The sequence below is a fragment of the Antrihabitans auranticaus genome (assembly GCF_016481275.1).
Lineage (GTDB): Bacteria > Actinomycetota > Actinomycetes > Mycobacteriales > Mycobacteriaceae > Antrihabitans.
In genome coordinates, this window is record NZ_JAEMNW010000001.1 from 990,999 (window position 1) to 1,008,148 (window position 17,150).

Annotated in this window: 21 protein-coding genes; 8 read left to right on the forward strand and 13 right to left on the reverse strand. The window is 56.3% G+C overall.

What is annotated here, in order from left to right; genetic code table 11:
• Positions 1 to 33: 33 nt before the first annotated feature.
• Complete coding sequence (locus JGU72_RS04440) at positions 34 to 624, reverse strand: hypothetical protein (RefSeq protein ID WP_199682504.1); 591 nt, start codon at positions 622 to 624, stop codon at positions 34 to 36.
• A gap of 354 nt (positions 625 to 978) precedes the next feature.
• On the opposite strand from JGU72_RS04440, the gene JGU72_RS04445 reads away from it, so the two are divergent.
• Positions 979 to 1,134, forward strand: a complete 156-nt coding sequence (locus JGU72_RS04445; RefSeq protein ID WP_199682505.1) for a hypothetical protein — start codon at positions 979 to 981, stop codon at positions 1,132 to 1,134.
• A 168-nt stretch (positions 1,135 to 1,302) separates the two neighbouring features.
• On the opposite strand, the gene JGU72_RS04450 is transcribed toward JGU72_RS04445, so the two are convergent.
• The 3 genes from JGU72_RS04450 to JGU72_RS04460 all read right to left on the reverse strand — a co-directional run bounded on the left by JGU72_RS04450 (position 1,303) and on the right by JGU72_RS04460 (position 3,806).
• Positions 1,303 to 2,031 carry a hypothetical protein gene (locus tag JGU72_RS04450; RefSeq protein ID WP_199682506.1) on the reverse strand — a complete coding sequence of 243 codons (729 nt, stop codon included), beginning with the start codon at positions 2,029 to 2,031 and terminating at the stop codon, positions 1,303 to 1,305.
• Positions 2,032 to 2,908: 877 nt separating this feature from the next.
• Positions 2,909 to 3,529, reverse strand: a complete 621-nt coding sequence (locus JGU72_RS04455) for a hypothetical protein (RefSeq protein ID WP_199682507.1) — start codon at positions 3,527 to 3,529, stop codon at positions 2,909 to 2,911.
• Positions 3,530 to 3,629: 100 nt separating this feature from the next.
• Complete coding sequence (locus JGU72_RS04460) at positions 3,630 to 3,806, reverse strand: hypothetical protein (RefSeq protein ID WP_199682508.1); 177 nt, start codon at positions 3,804 to 3,806, stop codon at positions 3,630 to 3,632.
• A 1,494-nt stretch (positions 3,807 to 5,300) separates the two neighbouring features.
• Between JGU72_RS04460 and JGU72_RS04470 the strand changes: the two genes are divergently transcribed.
• The 6 genes from JGU72_RS04470 (at position 5,301) to JGU72_RS04495 (ending at position 9,404) form a co-directional block, all read left to right on the forward strand.
• A complete protein-coding gene (locus JGU72_RS04470; RefSeq protein ID WP_199682510.1) occupies positions 5,301 to 5,723 on the forward strand; it encodes a hypothetical protein in 423 nt (140 codons plus the stop codon).
• 276 nt (positions 5,724 to 5,999) lie between these two features.
• Positions 6,000 to 6,263 (forward strand): hypothetical protein, encoded by a 264-nt coding sequence (locus tag JGU72_RS04475; RefSeq protein WP_199682511.1) that lies wholly within the window; start codon positions 6,000 to 6,002, stop codon positions 6,261 to 6,263.
• Positions 6,260 to 6,442 (forward strand): hypothetical protein, encoded by a 183-nt coding sequence (locus tag JGU72_RS04480; protein ID WP_199682512.1) that lies wholly within the window; start codon positions 6,260 to 6,262, stop codon positions 6,440 to 6,442. The genes JGU72_RS04475 and JGU72_RS04480 overlap by 4 nt, the downstream gene beginning before the upstream one ends.
• A 35-nt stretch (positions 6,443 to 6,477) precedes the next feature.
• Positions 6,478 to 8,880, forward strand: a complete 2,403-nt coding sequence (locus JGU72_RS04485) for a type IV secretory system conjugative DNA transfer family protein (protein WP_199682513.1) — start codon at positions 6,478 to 6,480, stop codon at positions 8,878 to 8,880.
• Complete coding sequence (locus JGU72_RS04490; protein WP_199682514.1) at positions 8,877 to 9,095, forward strand: hypothetical protein; 219 nt, start codon at positions 8,877 to 8,879, stop codon at positions 9,093 to 9,095. Before JGU72_RS04485 ends, JGU72_RS04490 begins: the two co-directional genes overlap by 4 nt.
• Positions 9,096 to 9,098: 3 nt before the next feature.
• Positions 9,099 to 9,404 (forward strand): hypothetical protein, encoded by a 306-nt coding sequence (locus tag JGU72_RS04495; protein WP_199682515.1) that lies wholly within the window; start codon positions 9,099 to 9,101, stop codon positions 9,402 to 9,404.
• A 99-nt stretch (positions 9,405 to 9,503) separates the two neighbouring features.
• On the opposite strand, the gene JGU72_RS04500 is transcribed toward JGU72_RS04495, so the two are convergent.
• Positions 9,504 to 9,890 (reverse strand): histone-like nucleoid-structuring protein Lsr2, encoded by a 387-nt coding sequence (locus JGU72_RS04500; protein ID WP_199682516.1) that lies wholly within the window; start codon positions 9,888 to 9,890, stop codon positions 9,504 to 9,506.
• Positions 9,891 to 10,127: 237 nt separating this feature from the next.
• Between JGU72_RS04500 and JGU72_RS04505 the strand changes: the two genes are divergently transcribed.
• The gene (locus JGU72_RS04505) at positions 10,128 to 10,268 is read left to right on the forward strand and encodes a hypothetical protein (protein ID WP_199682517.1); all 141 of its coding nucleotides are present in this window, start codon (positions 10,128 to 10,130) and stop codon (positions 10,266 to 10,268) included.
• 167 nt (positions 10,269 to 10,435) lie between these two features.
• Here the strand turns inward: JGU72_RS04505 and JGU72_RS04510 are convergent, their stop codons facing one another.
• The 8 genes from JGU72_RS04510 to JGU72_RS04545 form a co-directional block, all read right to left on the reverse strand.
• The gene (locus JGU72_RS04510) at positions 10,436 to 11,128 is read right to left on the reverse strand and encodes a CHAP domain-containing protein (RefSeq protein ID WP_199682518.1); all 693 of its coding nucleotides are present in this window, start codon (positions 11,126 to 11,128) and stop codon (positions 10,436 to 10,438) included.
• A gap of 2 nt (positions 11,129 to 11,130) precedes the next feature.
• Positions 11,131 to 11,502 (reverse strand): hypothetical protein, encoded by a 372-nt coding sequence (locus tag JGU72_RS04515; RefSeq protein WP_199682519.1) that lies wholly within the window; start codon positions 11,500 to 11,502, stop codon positions 11,131 to 11,133.
• A complete protein-coding gene (locus JGU72_RS04520) occupies positions 11,502 to 12,407 on the reverse strand; it encodes a hypothetical protein (protein ID WP_199682520.1) in 906 nt (301 codons plus the stop codon). Before JGU72_RS04520 ends, JGU72_RS04515 begins: the two co-directional genes overlap by 1 nt.
• 159 nt (positions 12,408 to 12,566) lie before the next feature.
• Positions 12,567 to 12,776: a hypothetical protein gene (locus tag JGU72_RS04525; protein WP_199682521.1), complete on the reverse strand. Its 210-nt coding sequence runs from the start codon at positions 12,774 to 12,776 to the stop codon at positions 12,567 to 12,569.
• Positions 12,777 to 12,783: 7 nt separating this feature from the next.
• Positions 12,784 to 13,299 (reverse strand): hypothetical protein, encoded by a 516-nt coding sequence (locus tag JGU72_RS04530; protein ID WP_199682522.1) that lies wholly within the window; start codon positions 13,297 to 13,299, stop codon positions 12,784 to 12,786.
• The gene (locus JGU72_RS04535) at positions 13,299 to 14,402 is read right to left on the reverse strand and encodes a hypothetical protein (RefSeq protein ID WP_199682523.1); all 1,104 of its coding nucleotides are present in this window, start codon (positions 14,400 to 14,402) and stop codon (positions 13,299 to 13,301) included. The genes JGU72_RS04530 and JGU72_RS04535 overlap by 1 nt, the downstream gene beginning before the upstream one ends.
• A gap of 1 nt (position 14,403) precedes the next feature.
• On the reverse strand, positions 14,404 to 15,264 hold the full coding sequence (locus JGU72_RS04540; RefSeq protein ID WP_199682524.1) for a phage distal tail protein: 861 nt from the start codon (positions 15,262 to 15,264) through the stop codon (positions 14,404 to 14,406).
• A complete protein-coding gene (locus JGU72_RS04545) occupies positions 15,264 to 17,072 on the reverse strand; it encodes a phage tail tape measure protein (RefSeq protein WP_199682525.1) in 1,809 nt (602 codons plus the stop codon). The genes JGU72_RS04540 and JGU72_RS04545 overlap by 1 nt, the downstream gene beginning before the upstream one ends.
• Positions 17,073 to 17,150: the final 78 nt, after the last annotated feature.

The window sequence follows — 17,150 nt, forward strand, 5'->3', positions numbered from 1 at the left end:
AATCGGGACCGGGGCTCTGAAATTGCTTCCGTCTCACACGTTTGCCGGTACATAGCACAGGCGTCCATCGGACGGCAGCAGGTAACTTTCGCGATGTTCGTTCGGAACACCGTCCTCGAGATCGCGCTCGGTGAAGACGTCCAATTGCCAGCCGATCACAGCAAATTTGAAGTCGACGTCACGATAGACCGCGGTGCCGACATCGGCCAGCCAGTCATCGACGATTCGTCGCCATGCTAGGTCTTCGCACCCCGCCCATTGATCGAAGGGGTAGATCGACGCGCGCTGTAGCGCTTCCACCGGCATGTAGAAGCCGAGACAGTCGGTGCCGTCTTCGAGGTCCCGGGTGACGTACCACCCGCACACTACGGTGCGCCCGCCTGGCAGGGGGACGGTGCCGTACAGATGACCAGCACGCGCCAGTGAGGCTAGCGTGCAAGGGATTTCGGACTGCTCGGCGGGCTCGAGGTTTCTCGTCGCATAGCAACCTTGCACGTTCGCCGCGCGGCACACAGACACCATTGCGCGTTCGAGGCGGGCGTCACTCCTCTCGTCGGTAATGTAGCCAACGTGTATGCATAGCTCGTACAGTCCACCGCGCCAGTTCGATTCGTCGGTGAACACGGTCGGATCGGCCACTCTGGAAGTGTATTCAGGCATCGGCAGCGTGCATCGATTTCAGGTGTCGTGCTCATGGACAGCGCAACAGACGGGCGCTCTTACTTGATCCTGAAACCCGTAGGGCACCGTGCCCGACGGGCTTCTTGCCTCGGTGCCGTCGACTACTCCCCCCCCCCCCCCCCCCCCCCCCCCCGGGAACCGCTTGCCCGGGCACGTAATCCTCGCCGAACAGGCAGTAAGACGGCGACGCAGCAGCTTGCGATGGCTCGTACTGTTGCCGAATTCGTTGCGGTGCAGATGTGGCTGCACGCACTTCCCTCGATACAGAATAGGTCCAGGCTGAATGAGGAGGGCGACGTGACAGCACAGACGCCGGACAGCATCGAGATCGACAACCAGGCATGGTTTCTCCGGTCTACCCCACTGCAACCGCTGGTCGCGGAGGTGCCCTTCGTCGCGTCACGCACCGACCTCCGCCGGGGTTATGTCGCGAAGTGGCGATTTGGACGGTGACACGTTGCTGCTGGACGGACTCGACGGGACTATTCACACGGGATCAGCCGTGATGCACGTCGACGCGGCTTCGGTGACGGTCTCGCTCGGGGTGGCCACCTCGTCGACGCTCGCTGGCTCCTATTCGAACGCCAATTGCTCGACTGCTGCGAGGTCCTCGGGCGGTTTCTAGTCGCCCGTTCGTGTGGCGACCCACTCGTCGACGAACTCCCCGGCACAGTCGCCGACGTATGTATACGTACCAGTTCCGCGAATCGTCTGTGCGGGGCTAGATCCATCGACGTTTTCGAGCCGATGCACATATTGAGGGTTGTCGCTTTTGCCCGTGGGGCTCGACGGGCAATCGATCAGATGCGCGGATGTGGATACTGATTCATAGTGACCGTCGACGAACCACAAGAACGTGGGGACGCCGCTTCCGTCGTCGATCATGATCATGCATCTGTCGCCGCTTCGCGTACAGGTCGGAGTCGCTTGCAGCTGCGTGACCGGATACTCGGTGCGTTGTCCGGGAGCGAAATTCGGTGCTGCGACTCGGGTGACATTCACGGTGTAGGTGCCCCGGAACGCGGCGCCGGGAGGGTCCAGAACAAGCGGTTCGATCGGATCTGCATCTGGCGTGGGTGTTCCGGCGGGCACGTCGCCCGTTCGGGTGAGAGTGATCGTCGCGTCGTTCTTTTGGTGGCATGTATTGCCTTGTAAAAATGTGATGTTGCCGGTCAAGCTCGGCGCCGGATTCGCGTTGCTGGTTGCGGTCAACGTCATGGAGTGAATCCCGGCCCATGGCTCGACTATGACCGCACCGGTTTCATTGTTTTTGCATTCGCGGGGGATACCTTCGATCACGCGTGTCCATGCCGAGCCGTCGTAAATCAAGTCGAGCCGATCGCGGTTCACGTTCGAAGACTGATCCGGTGCCGTCGATGCCGCGACGGCCGTACACCCCCCAGCGGCACCTTCGCACACCGACTGCACCACCCAGGTGAACTTTCTCGGCTTCGGCTGCGTCGCAGAATCGTAGGGCTGGCCGTTGCGAAGGGTATCGACAATTTCCACGGTGTACGTCCCGGAGAAGGCTGCACCGGGGTTCGACGATGAGTCGCTTTCAGGTTCGCCCGAATCTGTACTCGTTGCGCAGCCAGCAAGTAGTACTGCTGCGGCCAACAACCCGAGACCCCCTGGAAGTCGCCGCGGTCTACCTTCACGCCGGCCATGCCGCATGTTCGGCCCCTCGCCTCGCAGATTCGGGCGACGATTTCTCACCCTCTCTGGAAGATAGGCCGATAGATACGGGAACGGGCACAATCGCCAAAACTGGGATCGCCGACCCCGCAAGCACCAGAAAGAACTGCATCTGCAGACACGAGATCGGTGTTTCAGAACTCACCGACACCTTGAAGATTCGACACATAGATTCTGGGACGAGTTTCGTAACACTGGTTTGCTGGGTCGACATGTCAGCGCGGACGCAGTCGAACTGTGACCCAAAAACGAACGAATATGGGACCGGATGATACCGCTCGGACTAAAAGCGGTTGGGGGGCGAGGGGTCTGAGACCGGCAACCGCCAACACCCCGGCGAGATCACCGCCAATTATCGCCGCGAACACAATAGGGCCGAGCCTCGCGCACTTGTCGCATAAACGACCCAATGTCGGAGCATGCCGAAACTGCTTGCGACTGAAGGCTGCTGTAGTGCTGCTACATAACCGTCAGCCTGTTGTGGATCTTGAGTGCGGGACAGGCGATTCCACACTGCGATGAAGGTCGTTCCTCACCGGCGAAGCTCTCCGAGATGGATGCTGAGAGTTCGGATCGCCTTCTCGATATTGACGAGTTCCTTATCATCGCCAAGCACTTTCGGGCCCTGCGTGGGCGCAGGCGTGGAATCGTCGATGGTGTCTGTTGAAAGGTCGTACACGTCTGTGTATGACGCACCGACGTCGTCTTTGTATGTGACGGTGGCCGACACCTTCTGCGATGCCCCGGCAGGTTCGGGTCGGCCTACCTCTTTATTGGGCTCGCGTCGCCACATCACTCGCTGTCGAGCACTGGGAGCGAGTATCCGCTTTGCTGACAGGTATCTAGCTAGCGGTTCGGTGATGAAGTCTTTTTCGTCGCGGCGAGACAAATCGCCGATGTCCATTCGGACATCGCGCGCGATAGTTCGTCCCATGTTTCTGACGACAAGATCCCAAGAACCTAGGCCATGAAGTCCCGGCACTACTTCGAGTACCACGTAAGGGCGAGCCTCTCGGTCCACCTGCTCACGGAGGAGCTGGAGCTGCTTATTTGCACCCCCGAGGGTTCTGAGGGCGACCCATACGAGGCCGCCGGTTGCAATCGCGGTGGAGATTCCTCCGATAGCTGTCGCCCAGAGCAAGATCGACTCCATACGTACCAATGATGCCCGATCCTCGAATCTTTCACTTAAAGGGCGCAGGTGTCGTCATCGGAACTTCGTTCATTCGTTTCTCGCGGTCTCGATCGACGGTCTACTCGCCCTCGTCCCTGAAAATCAGCTTTCCTCCAGGCATCGGCCCAAAATCATCGATGAGGCCTTCCCTCGAATCCTTGTAAAAGTCTTCGACGCTTTCCGGCGGATCGCCTGCAATGCCCGGCTCTTCCAACGAGGGATCGTAGCTGTCGGCTGAATCCTGGCTGTGGGTCATTGAATCGCCGTCCTGTTGCATTGCGTTCTGATGCCGACTCGTCGACGGTGACCTCACCTCGATGGAACCGGGCAATCTCGGTAGGCCGGTATCCGAGCGCGGTGAACATCAGCAGCGCGGCATCCCGGCGTCCGAACAATCCTCCTGGCCACCCCACGCCGGCAACCCCTGAAAAGATGGGTGCGACCTGTAGACGTAAGCGAGCCAGGCGGTCTCGACGGCGTGCATCCAACATGGCCCTGATTTGTGGCGACGTGCCCGGCGCTGGATGGCTATGGATGCGGTGGTGATGATTGATCGCGATCACGCGGCGGACCTGGGTGGCGACAGCAGGCGGGTGCTCGTGCACAAACTCCGCGACCGTCAGCGGGTCGGCCGGTAATCGGATCGCCGCAATCTCCTCACAATCCATGACTGTCGCGACACACGTACTTTGAAGCGGGCACGGTGCCGAGAAAACCGGCACTTCGTCTTTATCAGAGACGTCTAACGCCTACTGCGGACCCACTGCGGACCATCACCACGGATCGAATATCCGAATCCTCGTCCGCAACCCTCTGACCAGCGCTTTTACTGTGCCCCCAGTCGGACTCGAACCGACACTGTGCGGATTTTAAGTCCGCTTAGTTACCTCTGTTGAGTCCGCTGCACCGCCCTGACCTGCATGTTCTTCGAACAGGGGTCAGGGCGGTTGTCGTTTTGTCACACCAGCTGTGACAACTGTGTGACAAACCCACGACCGATGACCAGTCCCGATCAGCCGTCGTGTGTGCGCTCAGTTGATCGATATTGCGTGGCGAAAATCTTAAGTTCCGCCCTGAGGCGGTAAATGGGGGTCAAGAATCCTAAGAAGGATCCGTCCGGTCGCCTGCGACAGTAATGCAACCCCGGCATCGACCACCATTATGTCTGTAATTGTCCGACTCCAAGAAAGGGAGGAAGTGATAGATCCGGTGCAACCGGCAACATGGTATGTAAGCAAACCCTGCACTTCCGCCTCTAGAACTGGACTCCTATTCGGTATCCGCTCGACCCCTTCACGATAGCTCCGCACCAGTTCAAACGGATCTACTCGCAGATACAACCCAGGGTATTTTGATATCTGTTCGATGAGGCACTCATTACATATAAGAAGAGCTACCCTCGGGTCGCTGACACCATGACATTCTCGCTCAATCCGTCGGTTCACATTTTTCTGTGACAGATCAGCTAACTTACCGAGAAGCTCATCCATGTTCTCAAAGTATTTATAGAACGTTCCGCTACCGACCCGAGCACGCGCAAGCAACCTCTCAAGCGTGATGGGTTTAGATCGACGCGCCAACTCCACTGCGGCCCGGACGATCTTCATCTTGCTTTGCCGTTCTTTGGTCTGGGCAGCCTTCTGCCTCGGCGTCAGCACCTCTTTGCCAGTTGTCACAGGTTGCAATGCTAGGACCACAGACAACGCAAGCCAACTTGTTACTACGTAACAACTTGACTTCTCTTGCCTAGATGGCATCATCTATCCACGGACCGACGCACGTCAGCCCGAACGTCGAACAGGAGAAGGAAATGACTTCCAACAGCGACAACCGGCCTATCCCATATCGCCGAGCCGCCCCGCCAGCCCTGCCAGCACCGGCGGGACCAATTCGACGGATCTTCGGCGGCGAACTTGCCAAGCTCGATCGCAATCACGAACTCACGATGCACAAGGACTTCAACGCCATGGATCGCGCCAACGAGCTGGCACGACGGGTTGCGGCGTACACACACGAACGCATCTCGGATCTCAGTGTCATCACACAGAAGGCGACAGATGTAGCTCAGCAGAACGACTATGCCGAAGCGCTGGCACCGCGGATACTCGAGCGCCACGACCACATGCAGCAGCAGATTGAGCAAGAAATGGTGCGGTGGATTCGCAGTCACTAGCCGACCGGATCTCACTGAAGGCTAGGTAGTTGGCATGGACGAATTCCCAACCACACCGGAGCGGTTCCCAGCGGTGGCAAACCCACTTGGTCGCCCGGTCCCGCCCTTGACCCGTCAGGAGTCATGGCAGCTCTACCAATTCGAATACCGGGCTCGCCAAGCACGAGACCGCGCACTCCGTGAACTGTCGGCTCTAAGTATGGAATGCGTTGTCCGAGAGCTATACGGCAACAGTCGCCCGGTCGTCTGGAACCCTCAGTAAGGATGTGATCTGAAATGTATGGCGACGCAACACCACTGGACGAGCAGAAGATCCTCAACGAGCTAGCGCTCTTCTTCGACGAGGTGCAGCTCCGTTTCCGGCAAGCGGACTACGCGATGCGAATGTCGGCAGCGAGCTTGAAGCGCAGGCTTCCAGCCGACACGCACCATTTGATCGACTCGGTTGTCGCGCAGCACGCGTGCGACCTAACCAGAGGCTCCATGCCGCAGGACTGGCGTACCAAGCTTCACAACGTCAAGGTCGGTCGGTCGCAATGAGATCCAAGAGCATCTTCAGCTTCGGTTGGGCGCTTCTCTTCATCATGGTCGTCGGTCAGATGTTTATCGCATTCGCGTCTGATTACGTCGGCTGGGTGCTTTTCAGCGTGTTCTTCATTGGGGGCTACATCATCCTCAGGCGCGCAGTCAAGGCATACCGATACGCCAAAGGTCTATAGACCAAACACTCGGAAATTGAGACAGTAGGAGGTAGATGAATGAAGCAATCATCTACCTCCTATCTGTTTCTTTGGTCGGAACCCCGGCCTACTTCGCATGGGACAGATGGGACAAGAAAATGAGAGTCAAACAACGCCAACAAGATATTGCTCGCGACCGCTACGAACTGATCCACCAAACCGGGCTGTCGGAGAGTGCAGTGAACGCAGGCATTCGCTCGCTGGGCAAGAACATGGAGTCCGACTTCGCAGCGTGGGGACCACAGCCGACAATCTGCTTCGAGGTTGCAGCATCGAGTTCCGGTATCAGTCAGAGGATTCACGTTCCCTCACGAGACAGCGAGTACGTCGTTGGCCAGCTTGAAGCGCACATGCCGGGAATCGATATCACGCCATACGAGTTCGAGCCGACCACTTTCGAAGAGTTGGTCGAGGAGATCAGATCGAACGACAGTCGACGTAGGAGCGTCGAGTATCAGTTCGGGGTGGAGCTAATGATGACCAATCCTTTACGGTCGTTGCGACTCCCAGCCGCAGACGTGCAATCGGCCAAGTTGCTCAAGGCCATCCAGACCGACTTTCCCGACGAAGAAGTGCTGTACCAGTTGGTCGTTCGGCAAACCGACCGCGTGAAAATTCCCGAGGACGGGCGCGTCACCAAAGCGCGGCCGGGATTTGTCGAAGCGTTCCTCACCGGCACCGACGCCGGTAAAACCGAGGTGTCCGACCGACGCCTGAAGGCAAGCGAACCACAGTTCGTCGTATCGGGTCGGATAGCTGCGCGCGCGAGCGACCCGAAGCGCGCGGAGCAACTGGTCATGAAGGTGATGCGTGCGCTCAAGAGCGAAGACAACCAGACGAACAAGTTCTACGGCAAGAAGGTCAAACCTCGCCTGTTGAACGACATGGTCAATAACGCGCTGACCCCGCGCCGGTTTGGGATGCAGCTAAGTTCATCGGAACTTTCTTCCTTGCTGGCGTGGGGTATAGGAGACCCTCAGATAGCAGGCATGCGCCAAGGTATCGCTCGACGACTCCCGACAACAGATGCGATTCCTCGTGTCGGTCGCGTACTAGGTGATAGCGACGTCTCTGGGAGAAAGCGCCCGGTGGCGGTTTCGTACGAATACACAGGTCACCATATGTTCGTTGCCGGAATGACTGGTAGCGGAAAGAGCGTCGCTATGTCCAACTATGCGATACAGGACGCCACCGCAGGGTACGGAGTCACGGTCTTCGATGGAGGCGTTGACATCTCTCGGCAGCGCCTCCACTACCGATTCTTGGGGGCAATGCCACGGGCGCGCCGCGACGATGTGGCCGTAGTCAGCCCGATGGACGACGCCACTTGCCCTCCGTCGATCAATTTCCTGGACCAAGACTTTGGCATGGAAGCGATCGATCTCATCGCAGGGGTGTTTGAGGCGATGTATCCAAGTATCCGAGAGGGTGTCGCGTTCCGCGAGCTTCTTCATCACGGTCTATGGACGCTGGTCGAGCGCGGCGGTTACACCTTCATTGATCTGGCATCCCTGATAAGTCCTCGCAACCCGGCAGAACACGCGTGGGCCGTGGATCTGATCGAAGGCGTGAAAGATCCAGAGCTGAAGGATTTTTGGGCGCGATATCCAGGTGCGAAGGCCGCGCTAGGCGACCGCAGGCGTGACAGGTGGGATCAGTACGTCGAACCGCTCCTTCGCCGAGTTTGGCAGTTGGCTGGTAGGCCGGAAATTCGCAACATCATCGGTCAGACCAAGAGCACGATCAAGTTCCGCGAGTTCCTTCAAGAAAACAAGATCCTGGCTATTAGCTTCGCTGGCATGCCGCCAGCCAGCGCGGAGCTGTTGGCCGCGCTCTTCAACGCGTTCATGTGGGCGGCAGCCCAGAAGGCCAAAGCCACTAAGCCAAACTTCGCCTATCTGGATGAATTCCAGATTATGAACAATATCCAGGGTGGGATCACCGACATCTTGGCCCGTGGCCGTGCGCTGAACTATCACCTGGTACTCGGCACGCAGTTCATCACCAATCGCAACATATCTGCTGAACTGCGAGACGGCATTGTCGCCAACACCGGTACGCGTGTTCTCTTCAAGGCTGCTTCCACCGACGAAGCGCGTCTCTGGTCGCGTGTACTCGGTTCGGATCGGGTGTCTGAGACTGATCTACTACGACAGCCTCGATTCCACGGCATCGCACAAATCATGACCGGCGACGATGGCAAGCAAGATACAAGACCGGTCACGTTCAAGGCACTGCCCGAACCGCCCGAAACCGATATCGAGTTCGCCATCCGTGAAATGAGTCGGCAAAAGTATGGCCGCCCTGTCGATGAAGTCCGCGAGGAGATCGCTACGCGTCGGCGACTAAAGCTGACCAGACCGCCTCTTGACGAAGGACCAATCGGCTTGGCTTCCGAGGAGGATTACGACGAATGATTAAGTATTCCTTTGATTTGCGACCTGATCAGATAGCGCCGATTGAAAGAATGATCGATGAAGCACACGGCCTAGCTGAAGCAATCAACGACCTTATAAAGGACGAAGACTCAGCGCTCGCGGCCATGCTGCTCGTGACACTTAATGCGTATCTCGAGCACGTCCAGCGCTGTGTTCTGAACGTCGTTGGCCTGCCACAGTTTCGGAAGGACTAGATGATGGACGAGGACGAGGCAATTCAGGAATTCGCCAACTTTGTCATGGGAAGTGCGGACGAAATCTCAGGCCTAGGGGCCGACGTCGAGCGCCTGCTGCACGCCATAGATCAGGCGAAAAGCACCTGCGAGGACCTAATTCGCTACACACGGTTCAGCAACGACGCCGAAGACTACGAAGTTGTCGAGCGGGGTCGGTCGGTTGATCGTTCAGTCGCTGCAGCCGTTGCTTCCATGCGAAGCGACATTATCAACGCAGGCAGCACCGCGAACGACTTGTCGCGCGTGCTTAAGTTCTACAACCACTGAGTACCACGCGACGAACGGGAGGACGCGACCCGATCAGATGTGAACTAGAAGGAATCACCCCGCCTTCCAAACAGAAGGCGGGGTGATTCTTTGTCCCTGTCAGCCAGCGTGCGCGGCGTCGTACGCATCCTGTACTGACCGTGAGATCCGTCCTCGCTCGGACACCTCATGCCCGTTCTTCTTCGCCCACTCTCTGATGTTGGCCAGCTCTTCTTTGGAACGACCCGACCCAGATGCTTTAGGTGACGAGACTGAAGCGGTCGATGCTGCCTTGCGTGGTCGACCGCGTGTCCCGGTAACTTTCGCAGCGGCGGCTACCCACTTGGACAAATCTTTCCTGAACTTCTCTGCGTTTTCGGGGCGCAGATCGATCCGGTAGGTTGTTCCTTCGAAGCCGAACTCAATCGCCTCGGCCAGGCCTTCTTGAATCTCCTTGCCGTCGAAGTCGTCGGTAACCTCGATGACCTGTTTGACTATGCGCGCCATGATAAGAATTCCTTTGACTGGAGGTTGCTTAGCCGATAGTACACATAGGCAACGTATAAGGCCGCGTATGAGGCTGAAGACTGCAAACTAGGAAAGTATCCATGTGGAGCCCTTGCACGCAGCGAGACGTGTCTAGGCGATGTCTGAGCGGACAATCTGGACTAGTTCTTCATACCGAGCGATGATGCCGCCTATCTCGTCGTCGCTTAAGAACCCTGACCGTCTCCACTCCGCGACGTGATCCTCAGTGAGATCAATGTGTTCGCGAAGGATGGCAGCAGCGAAGACATCTGCGAAGTGGCTATCTTCATCGACGCCGTTTCGCAGGAACTCCATGGCTTAGCCTTCTTGAGTGAAGAGCTTCTTGATCGTGACTAGAGAGAGGTTAACCACCGGGAGTAAAGGCCCGAACAAGTCTTCGTTCTGTGCTACCCATGAGATCAGCGCGCTCAGCACACTCGAGATCACGAGATAGAGCAGTGCTCGTAGGATGTCATGCCATTGCTGTTTGGTGAGCTTTGTGAGTTTTAGTTCCATATGCCTCCTTACTTTTTCCTTCGATATACTGGCTGGCCGAGTACTGTGCCGACTTCTTCAAATTGATCTGCGCCAGCCGCTTTGAGCTGAGCCTCAAGCTGCTTGATCCTTGCCTGCAATTCGTCGTAGGCACCCGCACGAAGCCGAAAGCTCTTGCTTTCCTGGTAGTTCAGCATGTTCTGAAGTACCTGAGTCTTTGGGTTTCCGATATTATTCATGAAGACCTGGTTAACCTCAGGCTGTACGTTCATCGCCAATACTGTTGCGAGCGCGACGAATTCTCGATCTGCTATGTCATTCATGTCTTGTCCTTTCAGTCTTAAATATCCCAGGAAGCCTTGCGAGAACATGTGATTGATGCTCACGACGCGGCTTCCGCCGTAGTTCTGATTCAAAATGCCACCCTTGTACTTGATGCCGATGTGCCCTTCCGGACCAGTCCAGTTGCCTTCATCGTCTGTCCAGACGGCAACGTCGCCATCCTGGCTCTGCGCGACTGGAACTCGTTCAAATAGCGCGAGCACCTGCGGATTGAAGTAATAGTCCCGAGCGTGACCCCACACCGCTGTCTTGATACCAAGAACTTCCTCCATGTAGAGACGCACATAGCTGACACACTCACCGACGTACGTTCCAGTTCCAGGATTGCCGTATGACCTTCCGAGCGTGTTGTTCTTAAACTGCTCGAGGCTGATGGTCATGACTAAGCGTTCCCCTGGTAGTGAGACAGTCGCTCAGTAAGAACGAGCACCTGACCCTTAAGTTCTGCTCCCTCAAGCTCTTTGCTGTGCAGCGCTGTTGACAGCGTGTCGATCTTTGCGTTCAGATGCTTGCGCTCCTCAGCCCACTGCTTGCGTTCATCTCGCTGCTCGGTCTTGAGTCCCTGGATCTCCTGCGTGTATCGCTCATCCAAGGTTTTGATCTGGTCGTTGACGGTGTTGTAGAACGTCTTGAGGTGTGCGTCAGCGGCATTGGATACGTCTTTTCGAAACAAGCGACGCTGAACGAGGATCGTCGGGATCACTCCGGCCAGCAGTCCACTGACCGCGCTGACAATCGGAACGACGTAATCCATTACGCCTTGTACTCCGTGATGACCAGTGACGACTTCGCAATCGCGCCATAGCGGCGAGCAGCGCCAGAACCGTTGAAAGTAACTGTGTTACCCGAACCAGCTCCAGCTCGTACCTTGAAGGTTGTCGTACCAGTTGTGCCAGCCACCATCGAGTGCCTGACGCTAAAGACCACGGGACCGTTCGCACTTGCTTGGAAGACTCCGTTCGCCGCAAGGGCATTCGCCGTTGTGTCCTGGAAGATTGCAGCCTGAAGGTTCTCTGCTGCAGCACACGACAGCATGATCGTGGCGTCAATCTGAAGGATGTTCGTCGTCGACTTCGGGGTGATGGCACAGGTCATGTACTCAACACCCTCAGTGTTCTGAGGGATCGTGTCATCTACTGGAAAGACGGTTGTTCCTGTTGCCACTGAAGAGAAGGTTGCGGCAGCTCGCTGTACGAGAAAGCCTGTAGCGGCTTTGTCCGATGTGACAGTGCTGCTGCCCATCTCGCCTGTGGTGAGGGCACCAGGCGCGAGCTTGACGCCCAAGTAGATCGGCGTACGTGCATCAGTGATGTTGGCGTTCGTGACAGTGGTTGCAAGCGCGGCTATTTGGGCCGTCGCTAGCTTTTCCCAAGCAATGCCTGCACCGACCGACCCTTGGATCGCGGCGTCATTGGCGGCAACTGGCGAACCGGCTGGTGTTCCGGCCACGACTTTGAATTTGAGCGAGCCCGGTGAGTTGTTCGAGACAAGCGATGTGACTGTTGGATCGCACCAAGCAACGATGGTATCGATACGTGGGTTGGTCGGATCGGCTGCTGAAATAGCAACGTTGACTGCTGCGGTGTTCCAGCACCAGAAGCTGTACAGCTGAGATGGAAGCTCAAGTTGCGCGTTGCCCGCCGCCACGTCGACCGACATGTTGGCACCAGCGCCACGCTGGGTTACCTGCAGGCTGGTCGAGTTAATGAACGTCGCTACACCCGGCTGGACTATATGGTTCAGAAACTTAGAATGTCCTTCGACATCCGTTTGTGAACTATCAAGTGCTGCGGTGTGTGTTGTAATGGTGAGGTCCTCTTATAAACCCAATATATCATTCGATATTGAATTTGTCTCTGCTTGTTTTTGCAATTCAGCAAATTCATTCGGTGATACTTTCAGTTCGGTCTCATGCACTACTGGATCACCATCACTCATGATCCTCAGACTCATGCCTGGCGCACTGCTCATAAGTATCTGCTCGCCTGATTCCGTTACAACTGCTTTGTACTGCAAATCTTCTTCCATGTTCCTCCTAGAGCGGCTTTAGTGCTGGCCGCGGTATAAGCGCATTACCATTGATGTAGTAAGTGTGGGATGAGCTGTCGTTGTTGGTGATCTGTATATACACGGTGCGTTGTCCGTTCTCGGGACTGAGGCCTGAACTGGCGTAGTCGTGCCAGAACGTCGGCGTGAGCAGTCGTTGACCCGACGTGAGCAACGCGCCGCCAGGGTATAGGTGGTCTTCGTCTGCCGCGTCGATATACACGCTGTACAGGAAGTCCAACAGTGTGTATCGATTGATCGCATCGAGTCCAGCAAAGGTAAAGGGAAGATCGTCGTCCATGAAGACGACCGAGAAGCGTGTTGTCGCGCCTGCTGCGATGACAGTTCCTCCAAACGTAAACCCGCCACTAAAGACTGCGTAGTTGAGTGATCCGTTTCCAATCGGCTGTGGCGCAGTCTTCAGTTCCGTCAAGCGTCTATCGAGATCGTTCATCTTATTGATGAGCGCGTTGTAGATTCCGTTCTCAGCATTGTTTACACCCATCAGACGATGCTCACTTCCGGCGTCACCGTCTCTTCATCCGTTTCGTCCGCTATATCGAGCGAAATCTTTTCGACGCGAACCATACCGTTGAGGTAGCTAAGAAACGGATGATTGTTGACTTTTAGCATCACTCGATCGCCAACCCCGTAATCGGTGATGAATGGTGGTTGGCCGCTATCTACCGAGAAAGAAGGAATCTTGATCGGCTGAGCACTTCTTTCCAGTTCAGCCTCCGAACCATCGGTAAGACCGCCGTCACTGTTATCCGTCGCGTTCGAGTTGTAAATGTCCTGCCTGAGCTGGTAATCGCTCTGTGAGATAGGGTCCTCTGCGTAATATTCGGCCTGCGTACCATCCGCCGCACCCTGCCCAAGTCCGATCACTTCGTTCGTCAGATCAGTTGCATCAATCGGGGCGCTCAGTTTTGTGATGTTCTTCGGGTATTCGAATACTATGTCCGGTCGATCAGATCCCATGTAAGCGGAAGTATTAAAAGTCTTGTCGTGAGTAAACCAAATATCGATTGGATCGGTCTGCAGGTTTGTCATGTCCTGCAAGGCATTCATGATGATGGTGCGCTTGTATTGCTTGTCTCGCAGCGCCGTAGAGCCGCCGGTCTCCCCTCTCGTAACTCCAAAGTCGCCGTTCGTTAACGCCTGACTTTGGTCGATCAACGCCCACGCTAGATCGGTGCGACTTTTCGCAGTGCCATTTTCAGCCGTATAGACCTCCGAGACAAACCCTGCTGTCGTTGTGCCCGTGCGTCGCTTACTAAATAGCCAGAGGAATCCCATCGCTCGACATTCGATTGCGTTCTTCTCTGGATTGAGCGATGCCTCTGCATGGACGAGCTGCCCACCAACGAGATACTTGCCCAGACGACGGACACGTACCTCAGTGCTTCCAGGTATAAGGGCACGGGAAGGTAGAATCTTGTTCTTGACGCAATACGCTTCGAATGCGTCTAGGTCCAGGTCGAACAAGATATGTTCTGGCTGATTGCGGCTCATCACGACATGGCGATTAAAGGCAATGCCAGTAAGGTCAGCGATCAAAACACCTGTCTTGCTCCAAAGTTCAAAGCTGTACTTAGACGACGCCACGTTAAATCCCCAAGTACGCCGCATTAAACGACAACGTAGCGAAGCCGTCGTCGCTCGGGCTATCAGTGGTGATCGAGATGCTGTTGTCGCCCGGTGCGATCCCCCACCAGTCGGAAGTGATTGTCTTTGAACCGATTAGCGACGCTGAATCGTTCAGCGTGATCAGCAGCTCATTCATGTCAATTACGGCGGTGTCTCCAGAGGCCAACGTGTACTCCAGTTGGATGAACTTCCCGGTCGTATCGTTGGTGATGATCGGGTTAGTCAACAACCCAGTGAGCGTGATGAGTGGCAGAGACTCTTCTGTGCCGTCATTGGTGACAGTGATCGTTCCGCCGCTGGATGGCGCAGAGTCGTAGGGCAGGACCATTGGGACGACGTATCCGCCGCCGCTTGGCCGAGATATGTTGCCCGAGTTGACAGTTGTGGCTCCATAGATGAACGAGTCGCCCACCAATGCGGTGACCATGAACTCACAGCTCGCTGGTGTATAGAGATCCATGATTGGTTTATCGAAGTAAGCATCTACGTAGTAGCTGCGGCCAGCGAGGGTTGTGAACGAAAGCCGGGTAGGAGTTGGATACCCGTTCTCGTCCTTCGTCACCGCCAATGCGTTGATCAGAGCTTGGCGCTTATCCTCAAAGTCAGCAGCGCTCGTCCCAATGACTTTGCCTCGCAACTTGATCAGACGTTCACCATAGAAGATGCTCGACACTGTCACGCCGTGTCTTCCCGGACGAGAGTAGCTACCGGTGCGATGGTTTGGGCCATCAAGACCTTCGATCGGAGTCTGTAGAAGATAGCCATTGGCCGGAGCCATGTCGACGATCAATTCGAGGGTGTCAATTGAGAAGTCCTGCATCAGACGGTCCTCAGCCTGTAGCCAAGCTCGGCTATTCCACGCTCCCAATCGACCCGGCTGTAGTTGTTGATGGTAATTGGGAAGCTTGCACCCCCCTTCTGTCTCGCGATGGCTTGAGCGGTCTCTGATGCGGTCTTAACCTGTGTTCCACGTGGCAGATTGGCAATCTCTGGGCCATCCTCACCGAGGATCGTCCAACCCCCGGCCGCATAATTCGTACCGTGCGCATGACCTGGAAGCTTTATTCCTGCACTGCCCGCTGACAGTGGATTGTTCGATCCGTTCGCTGCTCCAGGTTTGATGGCCGACTGTTTGTTCACCACGTCCTGCATTGTGTTTGCAAGGTTTCTGAAGCCAGACGCCGAGTCGTTTGCTGAGTCGCGCATCTCTCGCGCAGCTTGCTTAACCGCCTCTTTCCGAGCGATGACATCATCTTGTTTCTGTTTCACCTCTTGGGTTTTCGCTGCTACGTTGGCAGTGGCATTGCCGAGATCATCCTGGGCTCGCTTCAGGTCGTAGGTAGCCTGTTTCGCTTCGAGTGAGCCAGGTCCGAACTGTCGGATCGTTTCGGTCAAGTTCCTTTGCGCTTGTTCAACACGAAGACTCGCGCCTTCTTGATCGAGCAGTGCACCGCGTAGTGCGTCCTGGGCAACCTTTGCGGTTCGGTTGGCATTGGTCAGGGCATCTTGCGCAAGCCGATGGCGTTCGATGGCGCTCTGCGCTCCACCACTCTGACTACTGAACGCACCGAGGCCGATGGCAGCGCCTGCTAGTGCCGCCACGATTCCGAATACTCCTCCAGTCAGGAGCGTGGCTGCCCCAGCAGAGACGCCGAGAATTCCGGCTAGCGCGCCGACTGCTGGAGTCACAACAGCAATGGCCGCACCGATTGCGCCGACTACTGTGACAAGCCCAAGGAACACTGTGATACCGACTGCTATGGCCGCGGTGAGACGTTGATGGCTACCGATCCAGTCAGCAGTCTTGCTGATGATTGGGGTGATACCCCTAAGAAGCGGCGTGAACGCCCCTTGAAGTGCAGATCCAATCTTCTGCCTGAGGGTAAGCGTTGCCGCGCCAGCCTTTGCCTGCTCCCCCGAAAACTGACTCGCGAGGCGAGCTGCGTCGCCTACCTGTGGATTGGTCTCCTTCAAGATGCCGTTATAGAGCGCCATACGAACCCCCGCATCTGAAGTGGCGCGCATAACGTCTTGTTGGGAGAATCCAGCCTCCTGGAGGATGACCGATAGGTTCTTAGTGACTCCGGCGTTGTCTACGAGTATCGAGTTGCCGTTCTTGATGCCTTCGGTCGCTGACGCCACTGCTTGACCGAAGCCGAGAGCCGACTGCCGACCGAAAGCCGCACTATCTTTGAATCGACCCATCAAGGTGATCGCCTGGTCAAGACTGAAGTTGGAGGCGAGCAGGTTCTTTAGTCCGGTAGCGGCCTCAGTAACCGACATGAGTCCGTCTTTTGCAAGATCTTGAGCCGCACGCTTCGCTCGAGTTTGATCTACCCCGAAAGCCCGTGCGACGCTGTTTAATCCGGTCAATGCACTGGTAAGGCCACTCGCCGCATCGATCGATACGTCCATCTGGCGGGCGGTCGCACCAAGAGCTAGTCCAGCACCAGTGGTGATCGCAGCTATAGGTGCCCAGTTCTCCCGAAGGCGTTGCACCACACCACTGTTCTGGTTTGAGGAGTCGGTGACGCCATCAAGCGCATCGCGCACCCGCTTCAATACACCGGACGCTTCGTCCTTCGCCGAGATTGTGAGAGTAAGACTGCTGTTGCCTAATATCGCCATGAACTATGAAGCCTTTGATGAACGCATTCGGCGCTCTATGTTTATATATTCTAGGTCAGCGAGGATTACGTCAAGTGG